20 protein-coding genes are annotated in these 25940 nt (G+C 70.7%); 6 read left to right on the plus strand and 14 right to left on the minus strand.

What is annotated here, in order from left to right; translation table 11 throughout:
• Positions 1–71: 71 nt before the first annotated feature.
• On the minus strand, positions 72–959 hold the full coding sequence (locus ACZ52R_RS06880; RefSeq protein ID WP_465622838.1) for an oxygenase MpaB family protein: 888 nt from the start codon (positions 957–959) through the stop codon (positions 72–74).
• 189 nt (positions 960–1148) lie between these two features.
• Positions 1149–2342 (minus strand): Gfo/Idh/MocA family protein, encoded by a 1194-nt coding sequence (locus ACZ52R_RS06885; protein WP_465752980.1) that lies wholly within the window; start codon positions 2340–2342, stop codon positions 1149–1151.
• A gap of 135 nt (positions 2343–2477) precedes the next feature.
• On the opposite strand from ACZ52R_RS06885, the gene ACZ52R_RS06890 reads away from it, so the two are divergent.
• A complete protein-coding gene (locus ACZ52R_RS06890; RefSeq protein ID WP_360501677.1) occupies positions 2478–3308 on the plus strand; it encodes a helix-turn-helix domain-containing protein in 831 nt (276 codons plus the stop codon).
• Positions 3309–3387: 79 nt separating this feature from the next.
• On the opposite strand, the gene ACZ52R_RS06895 is transcribed toward ACZ52R_RS06890, so the two are convergent.
• The 12 genes from ACZ52R_RS06895 to ACZ52R_RS06950 form a co-directional block, all read right to left on the minus strand.
• Positions 3388–5040 carry a glycoside hydrolase family 27 protein gene (locus ACZ52R_RS06895; RefSeq protein ID WP_465660771.1) on the minus strand — a complete coding sequence of 551 codons (1653 nt, stop codon included), beginning with the start codon at positions 5038–5040 and terminating at the stop codon, positions 3388–3390.
• A 68-nt stretch (positions 5041–5108) separates the two neighbouring features.
• The gene (locus tag ACZ52R_RS06900; RefSeq protein WP_465622832.1) at positions 5109–6854 is read right to left on the minus strand and encodes a cellulase family glycosylhydrolase; all 1746 of its coding nucleotides are present in this window, start codon (positions 6852–6854) and stop codon (positions 5109–5111) included.
• A gap of 48 nt (positions 6855–6902) precedes the next feature.
• On the minus strand, positions 6903–8414 hold the full coding sequence (locus ACZ52R_RS06905) for a glycoside hydrolase family 43 protein (RefSeq protein WP_465752982.1): 1512 nt from the start codon (positions 8412–8414) through the stop codon (positions 6903–6905).
• 157 nt (positions 8415–8571) lie between these two features.
• On the minus strand, positions 8572–8781 hold the full coding sequence (locus ACZ52R_RS06910) for a hypothetical protein (protein ID WP_465752984.1): 210 nt from the start codon (positions 8779–8781) through the stop codon (positions 8572–8574).
• 103 nt (positions 8782–8884) lie between these two features.
• Positions 8885–9922 carry a LacI family DNA-binding transcriptional regulator gene (locus ACZ52R_RS06915; RefSeq protein ID WP_465752986.1) on the minus strand — a complete coding sequence of 346 codons (1038 nt, stop codon included), beginning with the start codon at positions 9920–9922 and terminating at the stop codon, positions 8885–8887.
• 121 nt (positions 9923–10043) lie between these two features.
• Positions 10044–11015: a carbohydrate ABC transporter permease gene (locus ACZ52R_RS06920; protein ID WP_360501666.1), complete on the minus strand. Its 972-nt coding sequence runs from the start codon at positions 11013–11015 to the stop codon at positions 10044–10046.
• On the minus strand, positions 11012–11959 hold the full coding sequence (locus ACZ52R_RS06925) for an ABC transporter permease (RefSeq protein ID WP_465622825.1): 948 nt from the start codon (positions 11957–11959) through the stop codon (positions 11012–11014). Before ACZ52R_RS06925 ends, ACZ52R_RS06920 begins: the two co-directional genes overlap by 4 nt.
• Entirely contained in the window at positions 11956–13635 is a 1680-nt protein-coding gene (locus ACZ52R_RS06930; protein ID WP_465660763.1) for an ABC transporter substrate-binding protein, read from the minus strand. The genes ACZ52R_RS06925 and ACZ52R_RS06930 overlap by 4 nt, the downstream gene beginning before the upstream one ends.
• 378 nt (positions 13636–14013) lie before the next feature.
• A complete protein-coding gene (locus ACZ52R_RS06935; RefSeq protein WP_465752988.1) occupies positions 14014–15996 on the minus strand; it encodes a glycoside hydrolase family 31 protein in 1983 nt (660 codons plus the stop codon).
• 9 nt (positions 15997–16005) lie between these two features.
• A complete protein-coding gene (locus tag ACZ52R_RS06940) occupies positions 16006–16599 on the minus strand; it encodes a polysaccharide deacetylase family protein (protein ID WP_465752990.1) in 594 nt (197 codons plus the stop codon).
• Positions 16600–16723: 124 nt separating this feature from the next.
• Positions 16724–18280, minus strand: a complete 1557-nt coding sequence (locus tag ACZ52R_RS06945) for an alpha-L-arabinofuranosidase B (RefSeq protein ID WP_465622817.1) — start codon at positions 18278–18280, stop codon at positions 16724–16726.
• Positions 18281–18428: 148 nt separating this feature from the next.
• A complete protein-coding gene (locus ACZ52R_RS06950; protein ID WP_465752992.1) occupies positions 18429–19985 on the minus strand; it encodes an alpha-L-arabinofuranosidase B in 1557 nt (518 codons plus the stop codon).
• A gap of 1146 nt (positions 19986–21131) precedes the next feature.
• Here ACZ52R_RS06950 and ACZ52R_RS06955 point away from each other — a divergent pair.
• The 5 genes from ACZ52R_RS06955 to ACZ52R_RS06975 all read left to right on the plus strand — a co-directional run bounded on the left by ACZ52R_RS06955 (position 21132) and on the right by ACZ52R_RS06975 (position 25698).
• On the plus strand, positions 21132–22847 hold the full coding sequence (locus tag ACZ52R_RS06955) for a ribulokinase (protein ID WP_465753029.1): 1716 nt from the start codon (positions 21132–21134) through the stop codon (positions 22845–22847).
• 4 nt (positions 22848–22851) lie between these two features.
• Positions 22852–23532: an L-ribulose-5-phosphate 4-epimerase gene (locus tag ACZ52R_RS06960; protein ID WP_465752993.1), complete on the plus strand. Its 681-nt coding sequence runs from the start codon at positions 22852–22854 to the stop codon at positions 23530–23532.
• Positions 23533–23543: 11 nt separating this feature from the next.
• Complete coding sequence (araA, locus tag ACZ52R_RS06965) at positions 23544–25049, plus strand: L-arabinose isomerase (RefSeq protein WP_465622811.1); 1506 nt, start codon at positions 23544–23546, stop codon at positions 25047–25049.
• Between the two features lie 76 nt (positions 25050–25125).
• Positions 25126–25458, plus strand: a complete 333-nt coding sequence (locus ACZ52R_RS06970) for an aldose epimerase family protein (RefSeq protein ID WP_465752995.1) — start codon at positions 25126–25128, stop codon at positions 25456–25458.
• Positions 25459–25491: 33 nt separating this feature from the next.
• On the plus strand, positions 25492–25698 hold the full coding sequence (locus tag ACZ52R_RS06975) for an aldose epimerase family protein (RefSeq protein ID WP_465753031.1): 207 nt from the start codon (positions 25492–25494) through the stop codon (positions 25696–25698).
• Positions 25699–25940: the final 242 nt, after the last annotated feature.

Raw genomic sequence — 25940 nt, forward strand, 5'->3', positions numbered from 1 at the left:
TTGAGCCTGACGCCGAACACTGCTGTTCGGGCCCCGCCGTTCCCGGGGCCGGGCCGGGCCGGCGGGAGGCGTCATGACGGCTGCTCGCGCAGTCGTCGGGCGGAGGGCACGGCCGTCCTCCCGAGCCGCTCGACGGCCTGGCTGAGATAGGGGGCGGGGAAGTCGAGCCGCTTGCGCGCGGGAAGCAGCGAGGCCGTCGAACGGGCGGTGCGAAGGGTGGCGGCTGCCACGGTGGCGGGCAGGCCCCGGCGTCCGTACAGCTCGTGAGCCCAGGCCGGCAGCAGCGTGTACCCGAGTTGGGAGGCCGCCGTCCACAGTGGTCGCAGCGGCCGCCATCGTCCGGGCAGTGGCGGCCGGTTGACGAAGCGGTGGATCAGCAGGGCCTCGGGGGAAGCGGCCAGGACCGGCCGGATGCCGGTCAGGTAGTCCTCCAGTTCGCCGACCGAGCCGGGGGCGTCACCGGCCGCCAGCCCGACCAGGGCCGCGACGTGACGCTGCTCGTCCACGTAGCGGTCCGCCTGCGGGCTCGTCAGCCGCATGCCGCCGTGCCGCACGGCGTGCAGGTTCGATCTGACCAGTGCGCAGTGCACCCAGAGCAGCAGGTCGGGGGCGTCCAGCCGGTACTGCGCGCCGCTGTGCGGATCGTGGATGCGCAGGCGCTCGTGCACGGCGCGCACCCGGGCGCCGGCCTGCTCGGCCTGTGCCCGGCTGCCCCAGGTGGTCGCCACGATGAACGAACCCGTCCCCACCAGGCGGCCGAAGGGATCGTCCTCGAACGAGGAGTTCTGGGCTATGCCGAGAGCCGCGATCGGGTGCAGCGCCTGCAGGTGGAGGGCGCTGATCCCGCCGATCCACATCGCCGGGTCGGCGTGCAGGTGCCAGGTCACCGAGGACGGGCCGAACAGGCCCGCTTCGGCCCGCTGCCGATCGCCGGGGCAGGGGAAGGTGTCGCTGCTCATACGGATGCCTTACCGGGTCCACGGGTCAGCCCGGTTCGTGGTCCGGCACCGGGCGGGGCCGCACGGGCGGCGGCCCCGTGAGCGGCACCGCGCACTCGGAGCAGCACGGCCGGCCGGTTCCCGGCATCAGTATCTCCCTTCCGTCGGACTGTCAGATGGTCTGTGACCGGACGGTGCAGTCGGGCGGTGTCACGCGGACCGGGGACCGTCTCCGTGGTCGGGAATGGGCAGGCGCGCTCCGGCTCGGAGGGCGGATTGGTGGGCGATGATGCCGGGGAGGGTGTAGCGGGCGGCGGTCCACGCGTGCAGCGGTGGAGGCGTTCGGGTCGTGACCGCGGTGGCGAAGTCGTCGGCGAGGAAGTGGTGACTGCCCTCGTGGCCGTTGGGTGCGTGGGCGAACTCGCGCGGGAGGCGGGAGCGATCGTGCACCGGCGCGGTGCCGGAGGCGAAGGCGCCGCGTAGTTCCGGGGCGAGGTGGGCGAGTGCCGGGTCGTCCGGTGCGAGGGTGGGTGCGGGGTCCAGGTGCGCGGTGACGTCGTGCTCGCCCTTCTTGTCCTGCCACAGGCTGACCGAGCCGAGCTGTTCGAAGACCGCTTCTGTGCCGAAGTAGCGGAAGCGCGACTCCTTGCCGATGTATCCGACCCTGCGGAACTCGTTCGTGCGGAAGCTTCCGCCGCCCGCGGCTTCGAACAGTGCGGTCGCGTTGGAGAAGTCGTTGTCGAACTGGCTGATCTCGCGGTCGAACACGCCGTCGCCGCGCTCGTCCGGAACGCCGATCGCCGAGACGCTGACGGCGTGGGTCTGCCAGGCGCCGAGGACGCCGCCGATCGAGTGGGTGGGGTAGAGCAGCGGCGGGTAGCTGGCGGTGGCCTTCCAGTTCGCACCGCCGCTGTACTTGTAGGCGTCGTAGAAGCCCCAGTCCATGTCGTGGACGTAGTCGCCCTCCGCGTAGAAGATCCGGCCGAACGCTCCCGAGGCGATCCGGGCGCGCGCGTAGACGGTCGCCGGGTGGTAGTAGCTCGTCTCGCCCATCATGTAGATCCGGCCGGACTGCTCGACCGCGGCGATGATGTCCGCGATCTCGGCCTCGGTCACGGCCATGGGGACCGCGCTGTAGACGTCCTTGCCCGCGCGCAGTGCCTGGACCGCGAGTGGGCCGTGTGTCCAGCGCTGGGTGAAGAGTGCGATGGCGTCGAGATCGGAGTCGAGCATGTCCTCGAACGAGGGGAGCGTGCCGGCGAGGTCGTATTCGGCGACGAGATGCTCGGCGCGCTCCGGGAGGAGGTCGGTGACCTTGATGTCACCGACGTTCGGGTGCAGGCGCCAGAGTTTGGCGAACGAGCCGGCGAACTGGCCGGCGCCGACGATGCCGAGTGAGAACACGTGAGATCTCCATCAGGAACGCAGGGGTGGGCGTGCGGTGTCGCCGGATGCACGGCGGTGCGAGCATCGGCGCTGCTCCACGACGATAGGATCCGAGCAACTGCGATGTCTGCACCGTTTCGAAGTGAGAACTTCTTGGATCCTCAGGGTGCCCTGGTCGACGAACCGTCGCACCTGCGCGGCTGGTCCGGACGCCCGCTGCTGATGTCGGCAGCGCACCGGCACGACGACCTCGAGATCAACTTCGTGGCCGGCGGCGGGCCGATGCTCTACCTCTACGGCGGCGAACTCCTCGAAGTGGCGGCGGGTGGCCTCGCCGTGTTCTGGGCCGCGATCCCGCACCAGCTGGTGGCGAGCCGGGCGACCAGCGTCCACTGGCTGCACGTGCCCTTCGACCGGTTCCTGGCCTGGGGGCTGCCGCAGTCGCTCCTCGCCCGGGTGCTCTCGGGCGTGCCGGTGATCGCTCCCCCGGCCCGTGCCGATGAGAGCGACCCGGCGAAGTTCACCCAGTGGGCCGCGGATCTGGCCGCGGGCGACGACGAACTGCACCGCATCGCGATGCTGGAGATCCAGGCGCGCGTGCGGCGCCTGGCGCTCGCCGCGGGCGGTGACCCGGTACACCGCTACGCGGGTGACGATCCGGCTCTGCGCCAGGCGGTGTCCATGGCGCGCCACATCGCCCGCCACTTCCGCGAGCCGATCACTGTCGGGGACGTCGCCGCGGCGGTGAACGTCCACCCGACCTACGCCATGACCCAGTTCCGCAAGGTCGTGCGCACCACGATCGGCGAGTACGTGAAGCTGTACCGGCTCGCCGAAGCGCGCCGGTTGCTGCTGACCACCGACCTCCCCGCGAGCCAGGTGGCCGCAGCCGCCGGCTTCGGCTCGGTCAGCCGTTTCTACCGGGTCTTCACCGACGAGTGCGGAACCACCCCGGCGCGGTTCCGGCGCGGGCGAGGAATCTGACACTGCCTCACCCGGCTCCACCGCCGCCGGGGCGCCCCGTCAGGGCGCCGGTTCCTCGACGAACCGGCAGGGGAACGGGCTACGGGAGCGTCGTCCACTTCTGGTTGTTCTGACCGGTACAGGTCCACAGGATCACAGGCGTCCCGTTGACGGTTCCGGCGTGGTCGGCGTCCAGGCACAGCCCGGCGTGGACGTTGCGGATCGACCCGTCGGTCTGCACGGTCCACTTCTGGTTGTCCTGACCGTTGCAGGGCCAGATGACGACCTTCGTGCCGTCGGTGGTGCCCTGGTTGGAGGCGTCCAGGCACTTGTCGCCGTAGACGCGGATCTCGCCGCCGGCCCACGTGGTCCACAGTTGGTTGGCGGCGGTGTGGCAGTCCCAGATCAGCGCCGTCGTCCCGGCCGTCGTGGCGGCGCGGTCCACGTCCAGGCAGCGGCCGGACCCGGTTCCGCGCAGGCGGGCGGTGGTGGAGGCCAGCGGGCTGCCGCCGGTCATCTTGAACACGGCGACACCGTGCGCCGGGACGCTCGCCGAGATCTGGCCGGACGTGCTCGACGTGTCGCCGGTCCACAGGTCGGTGAGGGTGAACGGCCCTCCGGTGAGGCCGACCTGCGCGGCCGTGGCGGTGACGGTCGCGGTGCCGGTGCCCCGGTTGAACAGGCCCACGGCGACCGAACCGTCGGACAGGGGTTTGGCGAAGACCTCGAGGTCGCCGTCGTCGCGCACCCGGCGGCCGCCCGCGCCGAGCGCGTCCTGATCCACCGCCAGCAGGCGGGGGTTGCGAAGGATCGCGCTCACGTCGCCGGACATGGTCCGGATGTCGTTGCCCGCTATGAGGGGCGCCGAGAGCAGCGACCAGAGGGCGAAGTGGGAACGGGACTCGGTCAGCGACAGACCGGGGCGGCCGACCACGAGCATGTCGGCGTCGTTCCAGTGGCCAGGGCCCGACTGAGCGGCCAGCGGCGCGTCGATGTCAAGGACGTTGCCCACGCCCATCGGGTAGTTGTTGGTGTTGCCGTTCTGCCAGATGTCCAGCAGGTCCTCGGTCGTCCGCCACAGGTCCGCGACCTGACCCCAGTTGTACGAGGAGCCGGTGATGGCGTGCAGGCTGTTGGGGTTGATGCTGTAGACGATGGGACGGCCGGTGGCGCGGAGGGCGTCGCGCATGAGCGTGAACTGTGCGACCTGCTCATCCAACGTGCCACTGGAGGAGCACCAGTCGTACTTGAGGTAGTCCACGCCCCACGAGGCGAACGTGGTGGCGTCCTGGGCCTCGTGGCCCTTGCTGCCGGTGGAGCCGGAGTAGGAACCCACGGCCTGTGCGCACGTGCGCTCGTTGGGCGCCTCGTAGAGGCCGAACTTCAGGCCCTTGCTGTGGATGTAGTCCCCGAGCGCCTTCATGCCGCTGGGGAACTTGGTCGGGCCGGCCCGGAGGTTGCCCGCGCCGTCACGCTGCGGGTCGAACCAGCAGTCGTCGACGACGACGTACTGGTAGCCGGCGGCCTTCATGCCGGAGGACGCCATTGCGTCGGCGGCCTGGCGGATCTGTGACTCGTTGACACCGCACCCGAAGCTGTTCCAGCTGTTCCAGCCCAGCGGCGGGGTGAGCGCAGGGCTGCCCGGTGCGGCCTGGGCGGTCGCGCCGGTGGATGCGGTGACGCACGCGGTGAGCATCAGTGCGGTGGTTGCGAGAAGACGCAGCCGCCGCCCGTGGGACCGTAGGGAGAACATGGAGGGCTCATCTCGGGAAGGCGCCCGGCCGCAGGTGGGGACCGGCAGCCGGGCGGGCGGGGGGCTGGTCAGGAGGCGGTGCCGGTCACCGTGTTGCCGGACTTGGTCACGTGGTAGGTGACGGTGGCGCCGGTCCAGTAGCGGAAGGTGAGCGTCACCGGGGCGTCGTCCTTGAGCGACTTGAGGAAGTCGGCCTTGACGGTGGTGGTGTCGGCGCCGTAGTCGGCGCGGTAGTTGTCGAACGACTGGTAGGTGGTCCAGGAGGCCGGGCCGGCGGCGGTGCCGTCGGCGTACGTGGACTCCACGTTGGCCAGCAGGGAACCGTTGAACCGGGTCGGGATGGTAAGCCCGTCGGCGGTTCCGGTGGCGTCGGACAGCACGGGCTGGTCGTACGAGCGCACGAAGAGCTTCCACGGCACGCCGTCGGAGTACCGGACCTCGAGGGTGGCGTTGACCCCGGCGGCGCGGTTGCCGGCCAGCCGGGTGAGGGCGGTCGCCGTCAGCGTGAGCTGGTCGCCGTTGAGGGTGTAGTCGCGGTACGGGATCAGCGGGGTGTTGCCCTGCCACACCCCGGTGAACCACTGTCCGTTGGGGTTCAGGGTGATGGTCCGGGCGGTGAGGGGGCCGGAGTTCGGCAGGAAGAGGTTGTCGGTGGAGGCGGTGCCCGAGCGGGTCCGCCAGGAGGTCTGGATCAGGGCCTTCATCTCGGGGACCTGCCACTGCATGGTGGAGCGGTTCAGGAAGTCGTTGGAGGCGTCCCAGACGGCGGAGGTCATGCCGTTGACCCGCGCCTCGTAGTTGACGTGCTCGAAGTACTTCAGCATCTCCCCGCGCTCGACCACGCCGGAGTAGGGGGAGGTGAGCAGGCCGTACTCGCCGAGGTAGACGGGGACGCCCTTGGCGACGAAGGTGTCGTGCACCCGGGCGAAGCCGTCGTTCAGGTCGGCCTGGGCCGTGGCGTCGTAGGTCGTGCCGTTGGCGATGTTCACGCTGAACGGGTACCAGCTGTAGTAGTGCACGGTCGCCACCAGGTTGCGGTCGTGCAGCGAGTTCATCGTCGTCGACAGGTCGTCGAGCCAGTGCTGGGCGTTGTTGGTCTCCTCCGAGGGCAGGACCAGCAGGCGGTCCTTGTTCCGCCCCCCGGAGTTGCGGACGATGCGGTGGAAGGAGGTGTTGAGCTCGCGCAGGTACTGGGTCTTCTGGGCGTCGGTCGCGTTGGAGAACTGCGGCTCGTTGATGCTCTCCATGAGCAGCGCGCGCGGCTCGTCCTTGAAGACGGTGGCGATCTGCTGCCAGGTCGAGTCGAACCGGGCCATGACGTTGTCGTGGTCGGCGGACATGTTCGCGATCCACTGCCACGAGTCGTGGTGGACGTTGATCTCGACGTAGAGGCCGTCCGCCAGCGCCCAGTCGACCACCTGCTTGACCCGGGCCATCCACGTCGCGTCGATGGTGTACGGCGCGGTGGTGGACTGGTGGGGGTACCAGGTGACGGGGATGCGGACACTGCGGAAGCCCTGCGCCTTGAGGCCGTCGAAGGTCGCCTTGGTGGTGAGCGGGTTGCCCCAGGAGGTCTCGTCGGGGAGGGCGTCGAAGGTGTTGCCGAGGTTCCAGCTGGGCTGCATCGCGGCGACCGCGGCCATCGGGTCGCTCGGGACCCAGGCCGCCCGGGCCCGGTCCTTGGCCGGCTCGGCCGGTGCGGCGACGGCTGTGCCGCCGGCGAGGCTGCCCGCGGTGACCAGCGCCACCACGAGACAGGCCGTGCGGTGGAGCCGGCGGTTGCGCGGGCGTGCGGTCTGCTGTGCGTCGTTCACGGGTGTCCCTTTCGTGTGAAACGGGGGTGGGGGAGCCCTGACGGACGATCAGGGAAGGGGGAGGGGCTCGTAGTCGAACCAGTCGAAGTGGACGGTGCCGGCCGCGGCGTACATGCCGATGACCCGGCCGGTGAAGCCGCCGGCCACTTCGGTGGACAGGTAGCGGCCGTCGAGGGTTGCGAGCACGGCGAAGCTGCCGTCCGGTTGCTCGACGCCGAAGGAGAGCAGATCCGGGCCGGTTCGCGAGCCCTGCGGCGGTGCCGGGGCGATCCCGAGGCCGAGGACCACCGGTCCTGCGGGCAGCGGATTGGCGGCCACCTCGGTGCGCAGTGGGCCGATCCGGGCGAGGACGCGCACCTGGCCGTCGCCGGCCTCGATCTCGTAGTGGTGCTGCTCGTCCAGCCGCACGGCCAGCCCGCCGCGGCCGGCGGTCGCGTCGACCAGCGTGCGGACCCGGCAGGTCAGGTGCTGCTGGCGCCGGCCGACGAACACCAGGTCGGGCTCGTCCGGGGAGGCGCCGGCGGCGTGCAGGGTCAGCCAGCCGGACCGTTCCTTGGTGGTGCAGAGCTCGGCGCGGCGCTCCCGCACCGAGATCCAGCGCGGGTGCAGCTCGGCCTGGTCGAAGTCGTCCCGGACCGCAACGCTGGGCGCGGGCTGGAGCGGCCATGCGGGCGCGGGCATCTCCGACGAGAGCGCGCCGACCACGGGCCAGCCGTCGACCCAGCTCACCGGTGCGAGGAAGGTCTCGCGGCCGAGCACGTGCCAGCCCGGTGTGCCGCCGCCCGGCCGCACGGCGAGCAGCACCATCCACCAGGAGCCGTCGGGGGCCTGCACCAGGTCGGCGTGGCCGGTGTTCTGGATCGGGTGGCTGGTGCCGCGGTGGGTCAGGATCGGGTTGGCCGGGCACGGCTCGAAGGGACCTGAGGGGGAGTCGGCGCGGGAGATGGCGACGCTGTGGCCGCGCTCGGTGCCGCCCTCGGAGATCATCAGGTACCAGTACTCGCCGATCCGGTACAGGTGCGGCGCCTCGGGGGCCAGTGCACCGGGGGTGCCGGACCAGAGCTTGCGCGGCTCGCCGGAGGTCCTTCCGGTCGCCGGGTCGATCCGGACCTGGGAGACGCCGGCGACGGTGCACCAGCAGGTGCCGTCCTCGTCCCAGGCGAGGTCCGGGTCGATGCCGGGGACATCTGGCAGCCGGAGCGGGTCGGACCAGGGGCCGGCCGGGTCGGTGGCGGTGAAGAGCATGTTGCCGCCGTCGCCGACGTTGGTGACGATCAGCCGGAAGCGGCCGTCGTGGTGGCGCAGGGTGGGCGCGAAGATACCGGCGGAGGAGGGCATGTCGCGGGGCAGGCGCAGCTGGCTCGGCCGGTCCAGGGCGTTGCCGATCTGGGTCCAGTTCACCAGGTCACGGCTGTGGAAGACGGGGATGCCGGGGAAGTACTCGAAGCTGGAGCAGACGAGGTAGTAGTCGTCGCCGACCCGGCAGATGCTGGGATCGGGGTGGAACCCGGGGATCACGGGGTTGGTGACAGTGCTGTCCGGCTGGTGCTGGCCTGACACGTGGTCAATTCCTTTCGTGGGGATGGTTCTTCGCGAGTGGCGCCCCGGCTGTTCGGGGCGGCCGGGGCGCCACCGGTCATGCGGGCTCAGCCGATCGCGCAGGCGGCGCCGTTGAACCGGAAGGCGGAGGGATTGGCGTCACTGCCGGACCAGGTGGCTATGAAGTGGCGCGGTGGGACCGGTGGCGCAGCCGCGCCCCGATGCCGGTGTCGATGAGGTGCCGGCCCGACCAGTGGCGGCCCTGGCCCCCCGCGGTCACCTCCACCAGGGGCAGCGGCGCGCCGGGACGCGGAGCGCCGATGGGCCGGCAGGGCGGGCCGATGTGGACCAGGCGGGCGGTGCCGTCCTCGCCGAGGGCGATCTCCACGCTCAGGGCCTGGTGGCCCAGCGGATCGTCTGGCGCTCTTCGGACATGGTGGTCTTCCTCGCGTGGGGAGGGGAGGGCGTGCTGACGGCGTGTCAAGGTGGCGTCATTGGCGTGGACCGCGCACCGGGGCCGGGCCGGTGCTCTCACGGACCACCAGCTCCGGTGGCGTCAGGACCAGTTCGTCCGCCGGCTCGGTGCCCGCTGCTACTGCGGCGATCCGGGCCAGGACCTGCTCCACGGCCACCCGGCCGAGCTCCTTCTTCGGGCCCGTCACGGAGGTAAGCCTGGGCGCGTGCTGCTCGGCCAGCTGCTCGGGGCAGATGGCGATCACCGACGCGTCCTCCGGAACGGTCCGCCCGCCGGCGCGCAGCAGGCTGAGCAGCGGGCCGATCGCGCCCTCGTTCTGCACCACGAAGCCGGTGGTGTCCGGGCGGTCCGCGAGGATCCGGGCCAGGGTGCCGGCGGTGCTCTCGTAGGTGCCCTCGCAGGGTCGGTGCAGGAAGCGCAGGCCGCGCTGCTCGGCCCGGGAGCGGAAGCCGGTCAGGGTCCGCTCGGCGTAACCGGCGTGCCGCCGGTAGACGGCGCTGCCGTAGCCGATGAAGGCGATGTCGCGGTGGCCGAGGTCGGCCAGGTGGTCGGCGCACAGGGCGCCCGAGGCGGCGAAGTCGTGGTCGACGCAGGCCAGCCCGGACGGGTCGTCGGGCAGCCCGATGAGCGCGGCCGCGGTGCGCTGGGCGTGCAACACAGGGATGCGGTCGTCGTCCAGCCGGATGTCCATCAGGATCACGCCGTCGGCCAGCCCGCTGGCGGCGACGCGCTGCACCCCTTCGGGGCCCTCGTCGTTGGTGAGCAGGAGCACGTCGTAGCCATGGTCCCGGGCCGCGACGGTGACCGCGATGGCGATCTCCATCATGGTCGGCACGTAGACCTCGGTGTGCAGCGGCACCACCAGGGCGATGATGTGCGAGCGCTTGCCGGCCAGCGCCCGGGCGCCGGCGTTCGGGTGGTAGCCGAGGTCGGTGACGGTCCGTTCGATTCGCTGCCGGGTCTGTGTCGAGATCGAGCGCTTGCCGCTGAGCGCGTAGCTGACGGTGCTTGCCGAGACGCCGGCGTGCCTGGCCACGTCGGCGAGTGTCACCATCGGTCCTGCTCCTTCGGGTCGGGGTGGAGAGCGGTCCCGGTGGGTGCCGGGGAGGTGCGTGCCGGGGAGGTGTGTGCCGGGACCGCTCCGTTCGCTGCGAGCCACCGGGGGCGAGGCCGGGTCAGCCCTTGATCGCCCCGGTCAGCACGCCGGTTCGCAGGTGCTTCTGGATGAAGGGGTAGACGACAACGAGCGGCACCAGGGTGAGGACCACCACTGCCATCTGCAAGGAGAGCGGCGCGGTCTGGGCGTGTGTGCTGCCGAAGCCGGAGTTGACCGAACCCGGCATTCCGTTGCCCCGGTTGACGTAGGTGAGCAGGACGTACTGCAGCGGCCACTTCTGGCTGTCGGTCGGCATGTAGAGCATGACGTTGAAGAACGAGTTCCAGTAGCCCACGCCGTAGAAGAGCGCGATCACCGCGGTCACGGCGCGCGAGGTGGGCAGGACCACCGACCAGAGGATCCGCCAGTCGCCGGCGCCGTCCATCCGGGCCGCGTCGATCAGTTCGGCGGAGGTCTCGGAGTAGAAGGCGCGCAGCACCAGGATGTTGAAGACGGAGACCGCGCTGGGCAGGATCAGTGCCCACCACTGGTCGTAGCCGCCGAGTCCGGTGACCACCAGGAAGGTCGGGATCAGGCCGCCGCCGACGAACATGGTGACGACCAGCAGCAGCAGGATGAAGCGGTGGCCGAGCGAGCGCGGGCGCGAGAGCCCGTAGGCGCACAGGATCGACACCACCATGGACACTGCCGTGCCGACGCCGGTGATGCCGAGGCTCACCAGCAGCGCGGTGAGCACCGTCGGGTTGTCCAGCATCGCGCGGTAGGCCTCCACGGTCAGGCCGTCCGGCCAGATCACCATCCCGCCGGCACGGTTGACGGCCCCGGGGGTGGAGAAGCTGGTGACGACGATGATCCAGAGCGGGACCAGGACGACCGCCAGAACCCCGCCGAGCGTCAGCCCCTTGGCGGCCTGGCCGATCGTGGTCGGCGGCTCCTGCCAGGGCGGGCGGGCGGTCCGGGCGGAGCGTGGGGGAGCGGTCACCGCGTTGCGTGTGCGCTTGCCGCGGCCGATGCTGAGTGTGTTGGTCATTTCCGGTAGAGCCCGTCCTCGCCGAAGGCGTGCGCCAGCCGGTTGGCCCCCCAGAGCAGCAGCAGCGAGACCAGGCTCTTGAAGAGCCCGGCCGCCGCGCCGTAGCTGTAGTTGCCGGCGGCGATGCCGTAGTAGAAGGAGAAGGTGTCCAGCACGTCGGCCGCGTCGTGGCCGACCGCCGTCCGCTGGATCAGGAACTGCTCGAAGCCGACCGACAGAGCGTTGCCCAGGCGCAGCACCAGCATCAGCATGACCACACCGCGCAGGCCGGGCAGGGTGATGTGCCACATCCGCCGCCACCGTCCCGCGCCGTCGGCGGCCGCCGCCTCGTACAGCTCGGTGTTGATCGCACTCAGCGCGGCGAGGAAGACGATGATTCCCCAGCCCGCCTCCTTCCAGATCGCCTGGGAGGTGACCAGCAGCGCGAAGGTGTGCGGGTCGGTCATGATGTCCCAGGTGCCGATCCCGTGCTGACGCAGGAACTGGTTGAGCAGGCCGGCGCCGCCCAGCATCTGCTGGAAGATCGTCAGGGCCAGCACCCACGAGAAGAAGTGCGGCAGGTAGAGCACGGACTGGATGAAGTTGCGCATCCGCTCGCTCAGCACCGAGTTGAGCAGCAGGGCGAGCGCGATCGGGATCGGGAAGAACAGGACCAGCTGGACGCAGCTCAGGTACAGCGTGTTCTTCATCGACTCCCAGAACAGCGGGTCGCCGAAGAGCGCCTGGAACTGGTCGAGCCCGACCCAGTCGCTGTGCCAGACACCGACCAGTGGGTCGTAGCTCTGGAACGCGGTCACCAGGCCGAACAGCGGCGCGTAGTTGAACACCAGGAGCAGGACGACCGCGGGTATCGTCATCAGTAGCAGCGACTTGTCCCGCCGCAGCCTGATCCGCCGGCTCAACCGGGTGGGCGCTGCCCGGCGTTCCGACCGCGCGGTGCTCACTGGCCGGCGCCGTACTTGTCGAGGACGTTCTCGGTCATCCACCGCTTGAGCCGCGCCCCCTGGCCGGACTTCCAGGTGGAGACCGCCGCCTGGACGTCGGAGACCTTCTTCTTCCCGTGGTAGCAGTCGATGATGGTGTCGTTGACGGCCTGCGCCGCCTCGGCTGTGGCGATGTCCTGCGGCATGCTGTAGTTCATGGCCCAGAAGGGCGGCTTGACCAGGGCCTTGACGTTGGCGGCCTGCCAGGCGGAGTAGTCCTTGGTGACGACGTCGCCGCCCGGGTTGCTGATCACGGACGAGCCGGAGGAGAGGAAGGGGAAGGTGGTTGCCTGGACGTTCTTCTTGCCCTCGTCGGTGAAGGTCGGCACGCCGTTGACCCGATTGTGGTGGACGCCCTCGACCCCGAAGTTGGTCATCGTGTACTCGGCCGAGCCGTACGGTGCGGCCAGGTAGTTCGCCACCGCGAGCAGTTCCGCTATCTGATCCGGCTTCAGGTCGGCGTTGAGGTAGCTGATCATGCTGCTGGGGGCGCCCATGTAGGCCACCGGCGTGCTCTTGCCGTCGGCGGTCAGGATGTCGAAGGCACCGCGCCGGTAGTTCGGGTCGGCGGCGACACCGGACTGGTAGTCGGCGAGATTCCAGGCACCCAGCCCGCCGCCCGCGATCAGCACCTTTCCGGCGTAGAAGCGGGTGCCCTGGTTGGCGCCGTCGCCCGCGAGCGCGTCCGGGTGCATGTACCCGGAGGTGGCCAGGCGGTAGTGCCAGTCGAGGGCTTCCAGGAACTCCTGGGTCTCGAAGAGGTGGACCAGCTTGCCGCTGTCGACCTTCCACTTCACGGGCGCGCCGAAGGAGGGGTAGAGGTAGGTCCACACGTCGTCGAAGGCCCACACGCCGCGCTTGGCGTCGGTCAGCTCCTTGCCGAGGTTCATCAGGTCGGCGGGGGACTTCACCTGGGCATTGGTGATCCCGCGCGATTCGAGGAGGTCCCTGCGGTGGAAGACGCCACCGGGGCCGGGGAACGTGGTGGCGAAGCAGGGGATGCCGTAGAGCTTGTCGCCCCAGACGCCTGTCTGCCAGGCACCGGTGGGGAGGGCGGCCAGGTTGGGGTACTTCTTGACGTTGTCGCCGGAGAGGTGAGGTGTCAGGTCCGCGAACTGGGTCCGGGCCAGCTCGCCCGTGTTGAAGTTGGGGTTCCACCAGGCCGGCAGGTTGATCCAGTCGGGCAGCTTCTTGGCGGCCGTCATGGTCGGCACGATGGTGTGGTAGTTGTTCCCGTCGGCCGGCTTCATGGTGAGGTTCACGCCCAGGGCCTTGTTCATGGCCTGGTAGAAGGAGTTGCCGGGCTGTGGCACGGTGCCCCACAGCGGGGTGACCGCCGTGTAGCTGCCGCCCTTGCCGGGCGGGCCGGACACCGTGGCGGCCGGGGCGGCCGGGTAGCTGAGGAAGCCGGGGTCCGTCGCCGCGTCGGCGCCGCCCGCGACCGACGCGATGTCCGGCGTGAGGGCCGTGCTCGGCACGAAGGCCGGTAGTGCCACCTTGAGGCCCGACGAGGTGTTCGCCCCGGTCTTCTGGTGCGAGCCGCCGCCGCAGGCGGAGAGCAGCGGCGCCATGGCGACGGCTCCCGCGATCGATGCGCCGGCGGACAGGAACCTTCTCCGGTTCAGCTCGGTGGTCATGGTGGGCCAGCCCTTCCCCGCGGAGGATGTCGAAGCGCTTGGATGTTTCGGCGAGACTAATGGCGTGTTACCGGTTCAGCAAGGCCCTGAACAAATCCAAATTCCTTCTGTGCAGGGGTGGTTGACAGCCAATCTGGTTCATGTCAGCGTCGATGCGCTTCGACGTTCGCCGTCGAGCCCAACCTGCCCGAGGGGTTTGCCATGTGAGTTCCGCGTCCGCGTCGGCAGCCGACCTGCTTCCTGTCCGTGACCCGCGTGGTCGTCGACTGTCGGACCCGGACGGTCGACGTCGACGACCATGCGAACATCACGGTCGTCGACGCCACCCAGGTGGACGGTGACGCGGTCTCGCCCGCCGTTCCTGTTGTTCCGGCCGCTTCAGCCGAGCCGGGCCGCGACCTCGGCCCCTTCCCGTACGAGGACCGGGATGCGTTCCAGCGGGGCCTCGGCGTCGTGCGTCGTTCCGCCCTCCAGCACCTGTCCGCTGACCGGGTCGAGCCAGCGGGCGCCGGACGGCAGGTACACCCGGCGGGCCCGGGCGCCGGCCTCGTACACGGGTGCCACCAGCACGTCGGGGCCGAGCAGGAACTGGTCGTCCACGTCCCAGGCCTGCTCGTCCTCGGGGAAGTCGAAGAACAGCGGGCGCATCGGCGGGGCGCCGGTGCGGTGGGCGTCCTCGGACAGTTGCCTCAGGTAGGGGCGCAGACGCTCGCGCAGCAACAGGTGGTCACGGAGGATGCCGTAGGCCTCGTCCCCGTACGACCAGAGCTCGTTCGGCCCGCCGGTCATGTCCGCGGAGAACGTGGGGTGGTTGGGCTCGCGGTCCCCGTGCAGCCGCATGACGGGGCTGAAGGTGCCGTACTGGAACCACCGGATCAGCAGTTCGCGGTACGCGGGGTCGTCCGGGGCGCCGCCGAAGAAGCCGCCGATGTCGGTGTTCCACCAGGGTATGCCGCTCATCGCGACGTTCAGCCCGGCCCTGATCTGGCGCGCGAGGGAGTCGAAGGTGGTGGGGATGTCGCCGGACCACAGCAGCGCCCCGTGCCGCTGGCTGCCGGCCCAGGCGGAGCGGACCAGCGACAGCGGCCGGTCCTCACCCGCCGCGCGCAGGCCGTCGGCCACCGCGCGGGTGTGCTCCAGCGGGTAGAGGTTCGCGGCCTCGGCGGCCCGGCCGGCCGCGTAGACCGCGCGGTCGGCCCGGTCCCGGGGCAGGTCGGGCTCGCACGCGTCCAGCCAGAAGCACGCCACGCCCAGAGAGCGGTAGTTGTCGTTCAGTCGCTGCCACAGCGCGGCGCGGGCGCCGGGGTGGGTGGCGTCGTAGTAGGCCATGGGGCGGATCAGCGCATCCGCGCTGTACCGCGACGGCCACGGGTAGGTGAGCAAGCCGCCGTCGGCGTCGCGCACGAGGTGCCCGGCCGAACGCAGCTCGTCGTGGGTGTCACTGCCGGGCTCGACGGTGGGCCACACCGAGACGGCGAGTCTCACCCCGAGGTCCGTCAGTTCCTCGACCATGGCGGCGGGGTCGGGCCATTCGCTCTCCTCGAAGCGCCAGTCGCCCATCCTCGGCCAGTGGAAGAAGTCGCAGACGATGACGGACAGCGGCAGTCCACGCTCCTTGTACTGCCGTGCCACGGCCAGGAGTTCGTCCTGGGTGCGGTAGCGCAGCTTCGACTGCCAGAAACCGGACGCCCATTCGGGCAGGAGCGGCGGGCGGCCGGTGGCCCGGGTGTAGGAGTCCAGGATCCGGGCCGGGGTGTCGCCGGCGGTGATCCAGTAGTCGATGCGCCCACCGGCGTCGGCGGTCCACCCGGTGGTGTCGGCACCCAGTTCGACGCGGCCGGTGGCGGGGTTGTTCCACAGCAGTCCGTAGCCGCGCGAGGAGTGCAGGAAGGGGATGGCGGCTACGGTGTTGCTCTGGACGAGGTCGATCACACAGCCCTTCTGGTCCAGGTGCCCGTGTGGATGCTGGCCCAGGCCGTGCAGCCGTTCACCGCCGTAGGCCGCGAAGTGCTGCTCCGTCCGGCCGGCCGCCGCGTGGACGCGATGGCCGGCGGGATGCGCGTGCGGGCTCTTCTCGGCGAGCAGTTCGCGGCCCGACGCGGCGTGACGGAACGTCAGTCGGCCGTCCGTGGAGGCCTCGACCGCGAGGCGTCCGTTGACCAGGCGGGCACAGCCGTCGTCCGATACCGACAGCTCGGCGTGCGGGGAGGGCGAAGGGCTCTCCAGCGCACCGGGGGCAGCGGGATCGATGGTCCCGGCCGAGGCCCGCACGCGGACGGCGTCCGGTCCCCAGGGCTCGACGCGCAGGACCTCTGCGGCGGTGTGCCGTTCCAGGCCGCCCGCGCGGATGCTGTAGGGCAAGGTGGCTCCTCACTGTGACGGAGAGTCGTCAACTGTCGGCTGTGGCGCCGTCATCGAGGCGGGACCGGTCCCGGCCGCAGTCCCCGCTCGGCCCAGGCCGCCAGCAGATGTGGTACGGCCTCGGGTGCTCTGGCGGCCGTGGTCGTGCATCAGCACCACGCCGCCCGGCGGTTCGTCCCGGGCTGCGCGCACGATGGCCTCGGCGTCGGCGCCCGCCCAGTCACGGGTGTCGGTGGTGCACAGCACCTCGGTGAGTCCGAGTGCCGCCGCGGCGCCGCGCACCCGGGCGTCGGTGTCGCAGTAGGGTGGGCGGAAGAGGGTCGGGTAGCTGCCGGTCATTCGGTGCAACAGCCGTTGTGGCAACCGGAGTTCACGCCACAGCGCGTGGTCGTCGAGGCCCGTCAGGTGCGGGTGGGTGTGACTGTGGTTGCCCAGCCACATCCCGGCCTCGTGCAGGGCGCCCAGCAACTCCGGGTGACGGACGACCTGGTCGCCGCACACGAAGAAGGTGGCCCGGACGCCGGCCCGGGTCAGCGCGTCGAGCAGGGCGGGCGTGCTGTCGGGGTGTGGGCCGTCGTCGAAGGTCAGGGCCACGGTGCTCATTCGGTGCTCCCCTGGCAGGAAGGGGGGCCGGGACGTGGAACGGTGCCGTCGGCGTCGACCAGCAGGAGCTGCTCGACGCCGACGGCACCGTCATCACACCCGGCCGCGCCGGACAGTGTTTCCGTCAGCTCCAGGGAGAGGCGGTGAGCCAGCTGGTGTCCTGGGCCCACGAGGACGTGGAGTCCCAGGCGTTGGTTCCGCCGTTGCTGGCGATGTAGGCCGTGAAGTTGTAGTGGCGGAGGTACTTCGTCGGGAAGTTGACGGACTGGAAGGAGTGGCCGACCCCGCTGTTGCCCGTGGTGGGGCAGAAGGTGGCGTCCTGCGCGAAGGAGCCGCTGCCGGTGTCGGCGCTCAGGTAGAGCTCGTAGTTGTAGTGGTGCAGGAACTGGCCGGGGTTGTCGACGGACTCGAAGGACAGGCAGGAGGTGTTGGCCAGGCCGGCGCGGACGATCCAGGTGGCGTCGGCCTTGTCGGTGGCCGAGCTGGAGGAGTTGATGGTGGAGATGACGACCTTGTTGTCGGCGTCGTCGTGGCGGAGGTAGTCAGAGGTGCAGCAGGGGGCGGTGGTGGCCTGGAGGGAGATCCGGGAGCCGGGCGTCAGCGAGCCGGTGCTGGTCGAGGCGCTGCTGTAGCCGGCGGCGGTGATGTTGGCCTGTACGGCGTTCTCGGTGGCGTCCGAGGGGTAGCCCGAGGTCATCACGCCTTCGTAGAAGGTGCCTTGGGCACCCTTGCTGTTGTCACCGCCGATGCCCAGGATGATCGAACCTTCCTTGTGCATCGGGTTGTAGCCGGAGGCGTTGGGGCGCACGCCGCTGTAGAAGGTGGACAGGCTGCCCGACTGCGCGTCGCCGCCGCGGATGGCCCACTGGTTCGGGGCGCCCTTGACCATGGCGCTCAGGAACCGGTTGGTGACGGTGGGGTCGCCGGCGTTGAAGCGGGTGTTCACGCCGGAGAACAGGCCGTTCTCCAGGTCGGCCATCACCCAGGGGCCGTTGCCGCTGCCGGAGCCCCAGACCTTGTTGTTGCCGAAGTAGATGGCCTCCATGTGGCCGTTGCCGGTGTCGTGGTCGTTGGTCTCGGCGTTGCCGTAGTCGAAGCAGCAGCCGTCGTTGAAGTGCTTGCCGTTGAAGATCGCGTACATGCCCTCGGGCTGGTCGCCGGTGGCGATGCCGTTGGTGTGGTCGTTGCGGTAGCCGGTGCCGGGGGCCACGTAGACGCCGTACGCCTTGTGGCCGCCGACGGTGACCGGCGCCTCGAAGGCGTTGGCGAGGTTGTCCGGCCCGCCGGCGGCTCCGCCCGCGGGTGCCTGGGTGAGGTGGTTGCCCTTGCCGGACTCGTCGTAGATGACGGTGATGACGCAGCTGGTGTTCGCGCAGAAGGCATCCTGCGCGGCGGCGTCGGCGTATCCGCCGGTGCTCAGGACGCCGATGTCCTTGGTCGCGCTGTCGGAGGCGCGCCTGACCTGGTACAGCGGGCCGCCGTACCCCGCGTACAGGGCGCGGGTGGTGCTGTGCGCGGCGACGCACGGGGTGCCGCCCGCGGCGTAGATGTCGCACGGCTGCTGGGTGGCGGCCTGCGAGGTGGTGGCCGTGGCGGTGAGCAGGCCGGCGGCGAGCACGGCGGTTGTGCCGGCCGAGAGGAGCGCGCGACCGGCGCGGCGGATCCACGGTTGCTTGGTCATGAAGGACTCTTTTCACTGGGTGGGGTGTGAGGTGAGCCTCGACGAACTCCCGGTGCCCGGCTGTGCGGGCGGCGGGGGTCGGGTTGACGTGCCCGGAGCCGGCGCGGATTCGGCGGTCTTCGGCACCGGACCCGGGGCGGGTTGCTGGTCAGCTCCAGGGGGTGGCGGCGAGCCAGCTGGTGTCCTGGGCCCACGAGGACGCGGAGTCCCAGGCGTTGGTTCCGCCGTTGCTCGCGATGTAGGCGGTCAGGGCGTAGTGGCGGACGTACTTGGCCGGGTAGTTGAAGGACTGCAGGGAGTAGCCCGTGCCGCTGTTTCCGGGCTTGGGGCAGAAGGTGGCGTCGGCGGCGAACTGGCTGGTGCCGGCATTGGGCTGGAGGTGGAGCTGGAACGCGTAGTGCCTGAGGTAACTGCCGGAAGCGTTGGCCGCCTCGAAGGAGACGCAGCTGCTGTTGGCCAGGCCTGCGCGGACGATCCAGGTGGCGTTGCCCTTGTCCGTGGCGGAACTACCGGAGGTCACTGGCGCGATCACGACCTTGTCGTCGCTCGTGTCGTGCTGCAGGTAGTCGCTGGTGCAGCAGGAGCTGGTGGCCTGGAGCGACACCTTCGCGCCCGGCGTGAAGGGGGTGGTGGTGTTGGTGCGGTAGCCGGCCGCGGTGACGTTGGCCTGGACGGCGGCGTCGGTGGCGTCGGAGGGGTAGCCCTTGACCATGGCACCCTCGTAGAAGGTGCCCGCGCTCGCGTTGCGGTTGGTCTGGCAGCAGTCGCCGCCGCTGCCCAGGATGATGGCGCCCTGCTTGTGCATCGGGTTGTATCCGCTGGGCAGTGCGCCGCTGTAGAACTGGGTCAGGCTCCCGGACTGGGCGTCGGCGCCCTTGAGTGCCATCTGGGTGGTGCCGTTGTTCTTGAGCATCGCGGTGACGAAGTGGCTGGTCTCGGAGACCTGGTTCGGGTTCCACGCCCTGCTGCCGCCGGTGAACAGGCCGTTCTCCAGGTCCGCCTGTACCCAGGGCCCGGTTCCGCTGCAGCCGCCGAACCAGCATTCCGTGCCGAAGTTGATCGCGTCCATGGCGCCGTTGCCGTCGGCGTGGTGGTCGGTCTCGGTGTTGCCGTAGTCGAAGCAGCAGCCGTTGTTGACGTGGGTGCCGCTGGTGATCATGTATGCGCCCTCGGGTGAGCTGCCGGTCGGCACGCCCGAGCCGTTGGCGAAGTAGCTGTTGCCGGGGTTGATGTAGAGCGCGTACGCCTTCTGGCCGCCTACGGTCACCGCTTCGGTGGTCGCGGGGGCGGCCGTGTCGGCGCCGCCGGTCCCGCCGAGACCCTGGTAGACCAGGGTGTTGCCGCTGTTGCCGGTCTGGTCGTAGACGCGGGTGATGGTGCAGACGGTGCCCGCGCAGAACGAGTCCTGCGCCGCGGCGTCGGCGACGCCGCCGGCGGACAGTACCCCGATGTTCTGCGACGCGCTGTCCGAGGTCCGCTGCACCTGGTACAGCGGACCGCTGTAGGAGGCGAACAGCGCGCGGGTCGTACTGTGCGCCGCGACACACGGCGTGCCGCCCGCGGCGTAGATGTCACACGGTTCCTGCGTGGCGGCCTGAGACGTGCCGGCAAGGGCGAGGACGCCGGTCAGGGCGAGTGCGACCGTGACGAGGGCGGCGAGCAGTTCCCGCAGAGGTCGGCGATCAGCGCGAAGGGTGGGCAGCATGCATGGACTCCCTTGTTCGGTGCGATACCAAGAGCCTCGCCGTGGCCGAATCGGCGGCGCGCCTGCCCCCTGGGGGCGGTCCGATCCGGCTTCGTACTCCGGGTGACTGTTAGCGCTAACAATTGCGGTCGACAGGGAATGCCAAGAGTTTCGGCGGTGTCGCCGCGCCAGGAGTGCGGTGCGGCCATCACTATCAAGTAGACGCGGAAGCCCAGTCAAGGCTTGCGCATTCCCGACTCGATGGCCGCGCACGCGCACCAGGGCAAGCGCGGTTCCCGGGAAGCCGCCTCGGCTCGACCCGGACCGCATCGGCTCCGGGGACGGTTTCGCCGCCGGGCTGATCGACGGCCTGCTGACCGGCGTGGCCCGGAACGGGCCCTGGCCAGCGGAACGGCCCACGACGCCCTGGTCATGACCGGGCTCGCAGACGTGTCCATGGCGTCGCCGGCGGAGGTCGAAGCGATCACGAACGGCGGCCCCGCGCACGTGGGGCGCAGGCCCTGAGCCGATCCCGCCCCGTCGCAACAGGAAGGAGAGGGCCGTGCGGCAACGAGTGGTCGTCGGCACGTCCGTCGCCCTCACCGAACTCCTCGTTCGATGCGGGTGCGTTGCTCCTCGGGTGACGGGTGGGGCGGCAGTCGGGCCGCGGTGGCGTCGTCGTGCTGGTGGCGGCCGGTGTGGTGGCGTTGGCGGTCACGGTCGGCGTGGTGGCGCCAGGAGGCGTCGAGTCGCCGTTGTCGAGGCCGGCCCGTAGGAGGAGCAGGAGGGGGAGGACGGCTGCGCCGCCGGCCAGGATCCATCTCGCGCCACCGGTGGCCGTCGTCCCTCGGGAGCCGGCAGGTCGGGCCACGACCTTGTTTCGTTCCCGTTGACAGCGGGTTACGAGGCATGTCTTGACAGGCCAATTGTTAGCGCTCACAATTTCCCGGAGCGCCCCGCACCACGACCCCGACGCCGCCCATCCCCGGACACGGCGACGGCAACGGCGGCGCGTGCTTCCCGGACCCCGTTCCGCACCTCTGAGGGTGGGCGCGGCGCGGGCCCGCAGGCCGCCGAGCCCGACATCCTCCGGGTGGACGACTCGGCGGCCTGCCTCCCACCACCCACCGACACCCCCGCACCGGACGAAGGACTGATGACGTGACCGTGACTCCTGCGCCTGACGACCCGCAGCAGTACGTCGTCGGAATCGACTTCGGCACGCTCTCCGGGCGCGCCGTGGTGGTGCGGGTCGCCGACGGTGAGGAACTCGCCTCCGCCGTCCACGACTACGCCCACGCCGTCGTCGACCGGACACTGCCGGTCGGCGGGGCCACGCTGCCGCCCGACTGGGCCCTCCAGCACCCCGACGACTGGCGCGAGGTGCTGCGCACCGCCGTCCCGGCCGCCGTTGCCGCAGCCGGCATCGACCCGGCCGACGTCATCGGCATCGCCACCGACTTCACCGCCTGCACCGTCCTGCCCGTGCTGGCCGACGGCACCCCGCTCGCCGAGGTCGAGGAGTTCGCCGCCCGGCCGCACGCCTGGCCGAAGCTGTGGAAGCACCACGCGGCGCAGCACCAGGCCGACCGGATCAACGAACTGGCCCACCAGCGCGGCGAGAAGTGGATCTCGCGCTACGGCGGGAAGATCTCCGCCGAGTGGCAGTACGCCAAGGCGCTCCAGGTGCTGGAGGAGGACCCGCCGACCTACGCCGCCATCGAGCGCTGGATCGAGGCGGCCGACTGGATCGTCTGGCAGCTCTGCGGCACCGAGACCCGGAACACCTGCACCGCCGGGTACAAGGGCATCTTCCAGGACGGCCAGTACCCGAGCGCCGACTACCTCGCCGCCCTGCACCCCGATTTCGCGGACTTCGCCGCCACCCGGCTCGACCACCCGCTCTCCCCGCTCGGCTCCCGGGTCGGCTCGCTGACCGCGCAGGCCGCCGCCTGGACCGGCCTGCCCGAGGGCGTCGCGGTGGCCGCCGGCAACGTCGACGCGCACGTCGCCGCCCCCGCGGCCCAGGCCGTCGAGAACGGCCGGCTCCTCGCCATCATGGGCACCTCCACCTGCCACGTCGTCAACGGGGCCACCCTGGCGGACGTCCCCGGCATCTGCGGTGTGGTCGACGGCGGCATCATCGCCGGCAGCTACGGCTACGAGGCCGGGCAGAGCGCGGTCGGCGACATCTTCGCGTGGTGGACCGGCCAGGGCGTACCCGCCGACTACCTCGCAGACGCGGCCGAACTCGGCGAGGACATCCACCAGTTGCTCACCCGCAAGGCGGCGGACCAGCCGGTCGGCGGCCACGGCCTGGTGGCGCTGGACTGGATGAACGGCAACCGCTCCACCCTGGTCGACCACCATCTCTCCGGCGTCATCGTCGGGCTCACCCTGGCCACCCGTCCGGAGGAGATCTACCGCGCTCTGCTGGAGGCCACCGCCTTCGGCACCCGCGCCATCGTCGACGCCCTGGAGCAGGGCGGCGTCCCGGTGACCGAGTTCATCGTCACCGGCGGCCTGAAGAAGAACGCGCTGCTGATGCAGATCTACGCGGACGTGCTGCGCCGCCCGGTCTCGCTCGCGGTCTCCACCCAGGGCCCCGCGGTGGGCTCCGCCATCCACGCGGCCGTCGCGGCGGGGGCCTACCCAAACGTCCGTGCGGGCGCCGCCGCGATGGGTCGCGTCGAGCGCGCCGCCTACACGCCCGACCCGGACCGGGCCGACGCGTACGACGCCCTGTACGCCGAGTACCGGCTGCTGCACGACCACTTCGGCACCGGGCCCGACAAGGCGCTGCACCGCCTGCGCTCGATCCGCAACGCCGCCCTGACCGCCGCCGCGGCAGCCACCGCCGCCAGCCCGAACAGCGAGGTCTGACCCTGTGAGCACCCTGCCCGACACCGTGGCGCTGCTGCGCCGCCACGTCAGCGAACTGCACCAGGAGCTGGTGCGCTACAACCTGGTCGTCTGGACCGCCGGCAACGTCTCCGCCCGGGTGCCCGGCCACGACCTGCTGGTGATCAAGCCGAGCGGCGTCTCGTACGACGAGCTGTCGCCGGAGAACATGATCCTCTGCGACCTGGACGGCAAGGTCGTCGAGGGCGACTACTCGCCCTCCTCCGACACCGCCGCCCACGCGTACGTCTACCGGCACATGCCCGAGGTCGGGGGAGTGGTGCACACCCACTCGACGTACGCCTGCGCCTGGGCGGCGCGCGGCGAGGCCGTGCCCTGCGTACTGACCGCGATGGCCGACGAGTTCGGCGCCGAGATCCCGGTCGGCCCGTTCGCCCTGATCGGCGACGACTCGATCGGCAGGGGCATCGTCGAGACGCTCAGCGGCCACCGCTCCCCGGCCGTGCTGATGAAGAGCCACGGCGTCTTCACCATCGGCAAGGACGCGAAGGCGGCGGTCAAGGCGGCCGTGATGTGCGAGGACGTCGCCCGCACGGTCCACATCTCCCGCCAGCTCGGCGAGCCGCTGCCGATCGCCCAGGCGGACATCGACAGCCTCAACCACCGCTACCAGAACGTGTACGGCCAGCAGTCCGTGGCCGGCTAAGGAGTCCTGAAGTGACGTCACTCGAAGGCCGCGAGGTCTGGTTCCTCACCGGAAGCCAGGGGCTCTACGGCGAGGACACCCTGCGGCAGGTCGCCGAGCAGTCCCGGCAGATCGCCGACGCGCTGGGCGACGGTACCGGCCTGCCGGTCAAGGTCCGGTGGATGCCCGTGCTCACCGACGCCTCCGCGATCCGCCGCGTCTGTCTGGAGGCCAACGCCTCCGACGACTGCGTCGGGTTGATCGCCTGGATGCACACCTTCTCCCCGGCGAAGATGTGGATCGCCGGACTCGACGCGCTGCGCAAGCCGCTGCTGCACCTGCACACCCAGGCGAACGTCGCGCTGCCGTGGGCGTCCATCGACATGGACTTCATGAACCTGAACCAGGCGGCCCACGGCGACCGCGAGTTCGGCTACATCCAGTCCCGCCTCGGGGTGGCCCGCAAGACCGTCGCCGGCCACGTGAGCGACCCGTCGGTGGCCGCCAGGATCGGCTCTTGGGTCCGCGCCGCCGCCGGCCGCGCCGAGCTCAGCACCCTGAAGCTCGCCCGCTTCGGCGACAACATGCGCGATGTCGCCGTCACCGAGGGCGACAAGGTCGAGGCGCAGCGGCGGTTCGGCGTCTCGGTCAACACCTACGGCGTCAACGACCTGGTCGACGCGGTCGACGCGGTCGCGGACGACGCGATCACCGAGCTGGTGAAGGAGTACGAGGACACCTACCGGGTGTCGGCCGAACTCCGCCACGGCGCCGACCGCCACGAGTCGCTGCGCTACGCGGCGCGGATCGAACTCGGCCTGCGCGGGTTCCTGGACGAAGGCGGCTTCAAGGCCTTCACCACCAACTTCGAGGACCTCGGTGGTCTGCGCCAGCTGCCCGGCCTCGCCGTGCAGCGCCTGATGGCCGACGGCTACGGCTTCGGCGGCGAGGGCGACTGGAAGACCTCCGTCCTGCTGCGCACGCTCAAGGCGGCGGCCGCCGGGCTGCCCGGCGGCACGTCCTTCATGGAGGACTACACGTACCACCTGGAGCCCGGGCAGGAGGTCATCCTCGGCGCCCACATGCTGGAGGTCTGCCCGAGCATCGCGTCCGAGACGCCCACGCTCGAGATCCACCCGCTGGGCATCGGCGGCCGCGAGGACCCCGTCCGGATGGTCTTCGACGCGCAGACCGGGCCGGCCGTGGTGGTGGGCCTGGCCGACATGGGCGACCGGTTCCGGCTGGTGGCCAACGAGATCGACGTCGTCGAGCCCGCCGAGCCGCTGCCGAACCTGCCGGTCGCCCGCGCCGTCTGGAAGCCGCGGCCGAACCTGCGGACCTCCGCCGAGGCGTGGCTGACCGCCGGGGCCCCGCACCACACCGTGCTCTCCAGCGCGATCGGCGCCGAGGAGCTGACCGACCTCGCGGAGATGGTCGGCACCGAACTGCTGCTCATCGACGCGGACACCACGATGCGCCAGTTCACCAAGGAGATCCGCTGGAACCAGGCTTACCACCGGCTGGCCCAGGGTTTCTGACACCCCGACGTGGCGGCGCCCGGCGCCGGCGGGGCGCCGCCACAGCACCATGTCCCACCCTCGAAAACGCAGCAGCATGACCGCCGCACTGTCCGTCCGGCACGAGCCGCATGCCGTCCTCCCGGACGGACGGACCATCAGGTGCCGGACGTTCGGCTGCGAGAGCGCGGTCACGGTGGAGATGCTCGACCTCGGTGCGACCCTGCACACGCTGCGCGCTCCCGACCGGGACGGGCGGCGGGCCAACGTCGTCCTGGGCGCCGCGACGGTAGCCGATCCGATCGGCCCGGCCCGCTACTTCGGCGCCACCGTGGGCCGGTACGCCAACCGGATCGCCCGCGCGGAACTGCCGATCGACACAACTGGGCACTGCGAGCGGCCACTTCACCGCGCCGCGCCGCCGTCCTGAGCCGCCCCGGAAAGTGGGCGGCGACTCGAGCGCCTGACCACCGAGCCGGGCCTTCCGGCAACCACTTCGACGGGACCATCAGCGGTGTCGGCGGCCGACCGTACGGAGGCGTACGCGGGTGTCGCGCTGGAGACCCAGCACTTCCCCGACTCGCCGCACCACCCCGACTATCCGTCCACGGTGCTGCGCCCCGGTGAGGAGTACCGCAGCACCACCCGCTATTGCTTCTCCACAATGTGACGCATGGTCGGAGCCGAGGCAGGCATGTCGTCGAATATCGCCCTGCCCGCGGGTCCCCGATCCCCCACCTTTCCCTCCGCGCCTTTCCCTCCGCGCCTTGCCCGGAAGCGGACGGGGATTCCGCGAGCCCGGGTGTCCTGGCGAGACCCGAATGTGACCTGCACAGGGCATTGACGGACAGAATGTTAGCGATAACAATTCACACGTCGGTAGTGATCCGGACACTGACAGGGGCTCAATTG

It is taken from the genome of Kitasatospora sp. NPDC034023 (genome assembly GCF_055575795.1).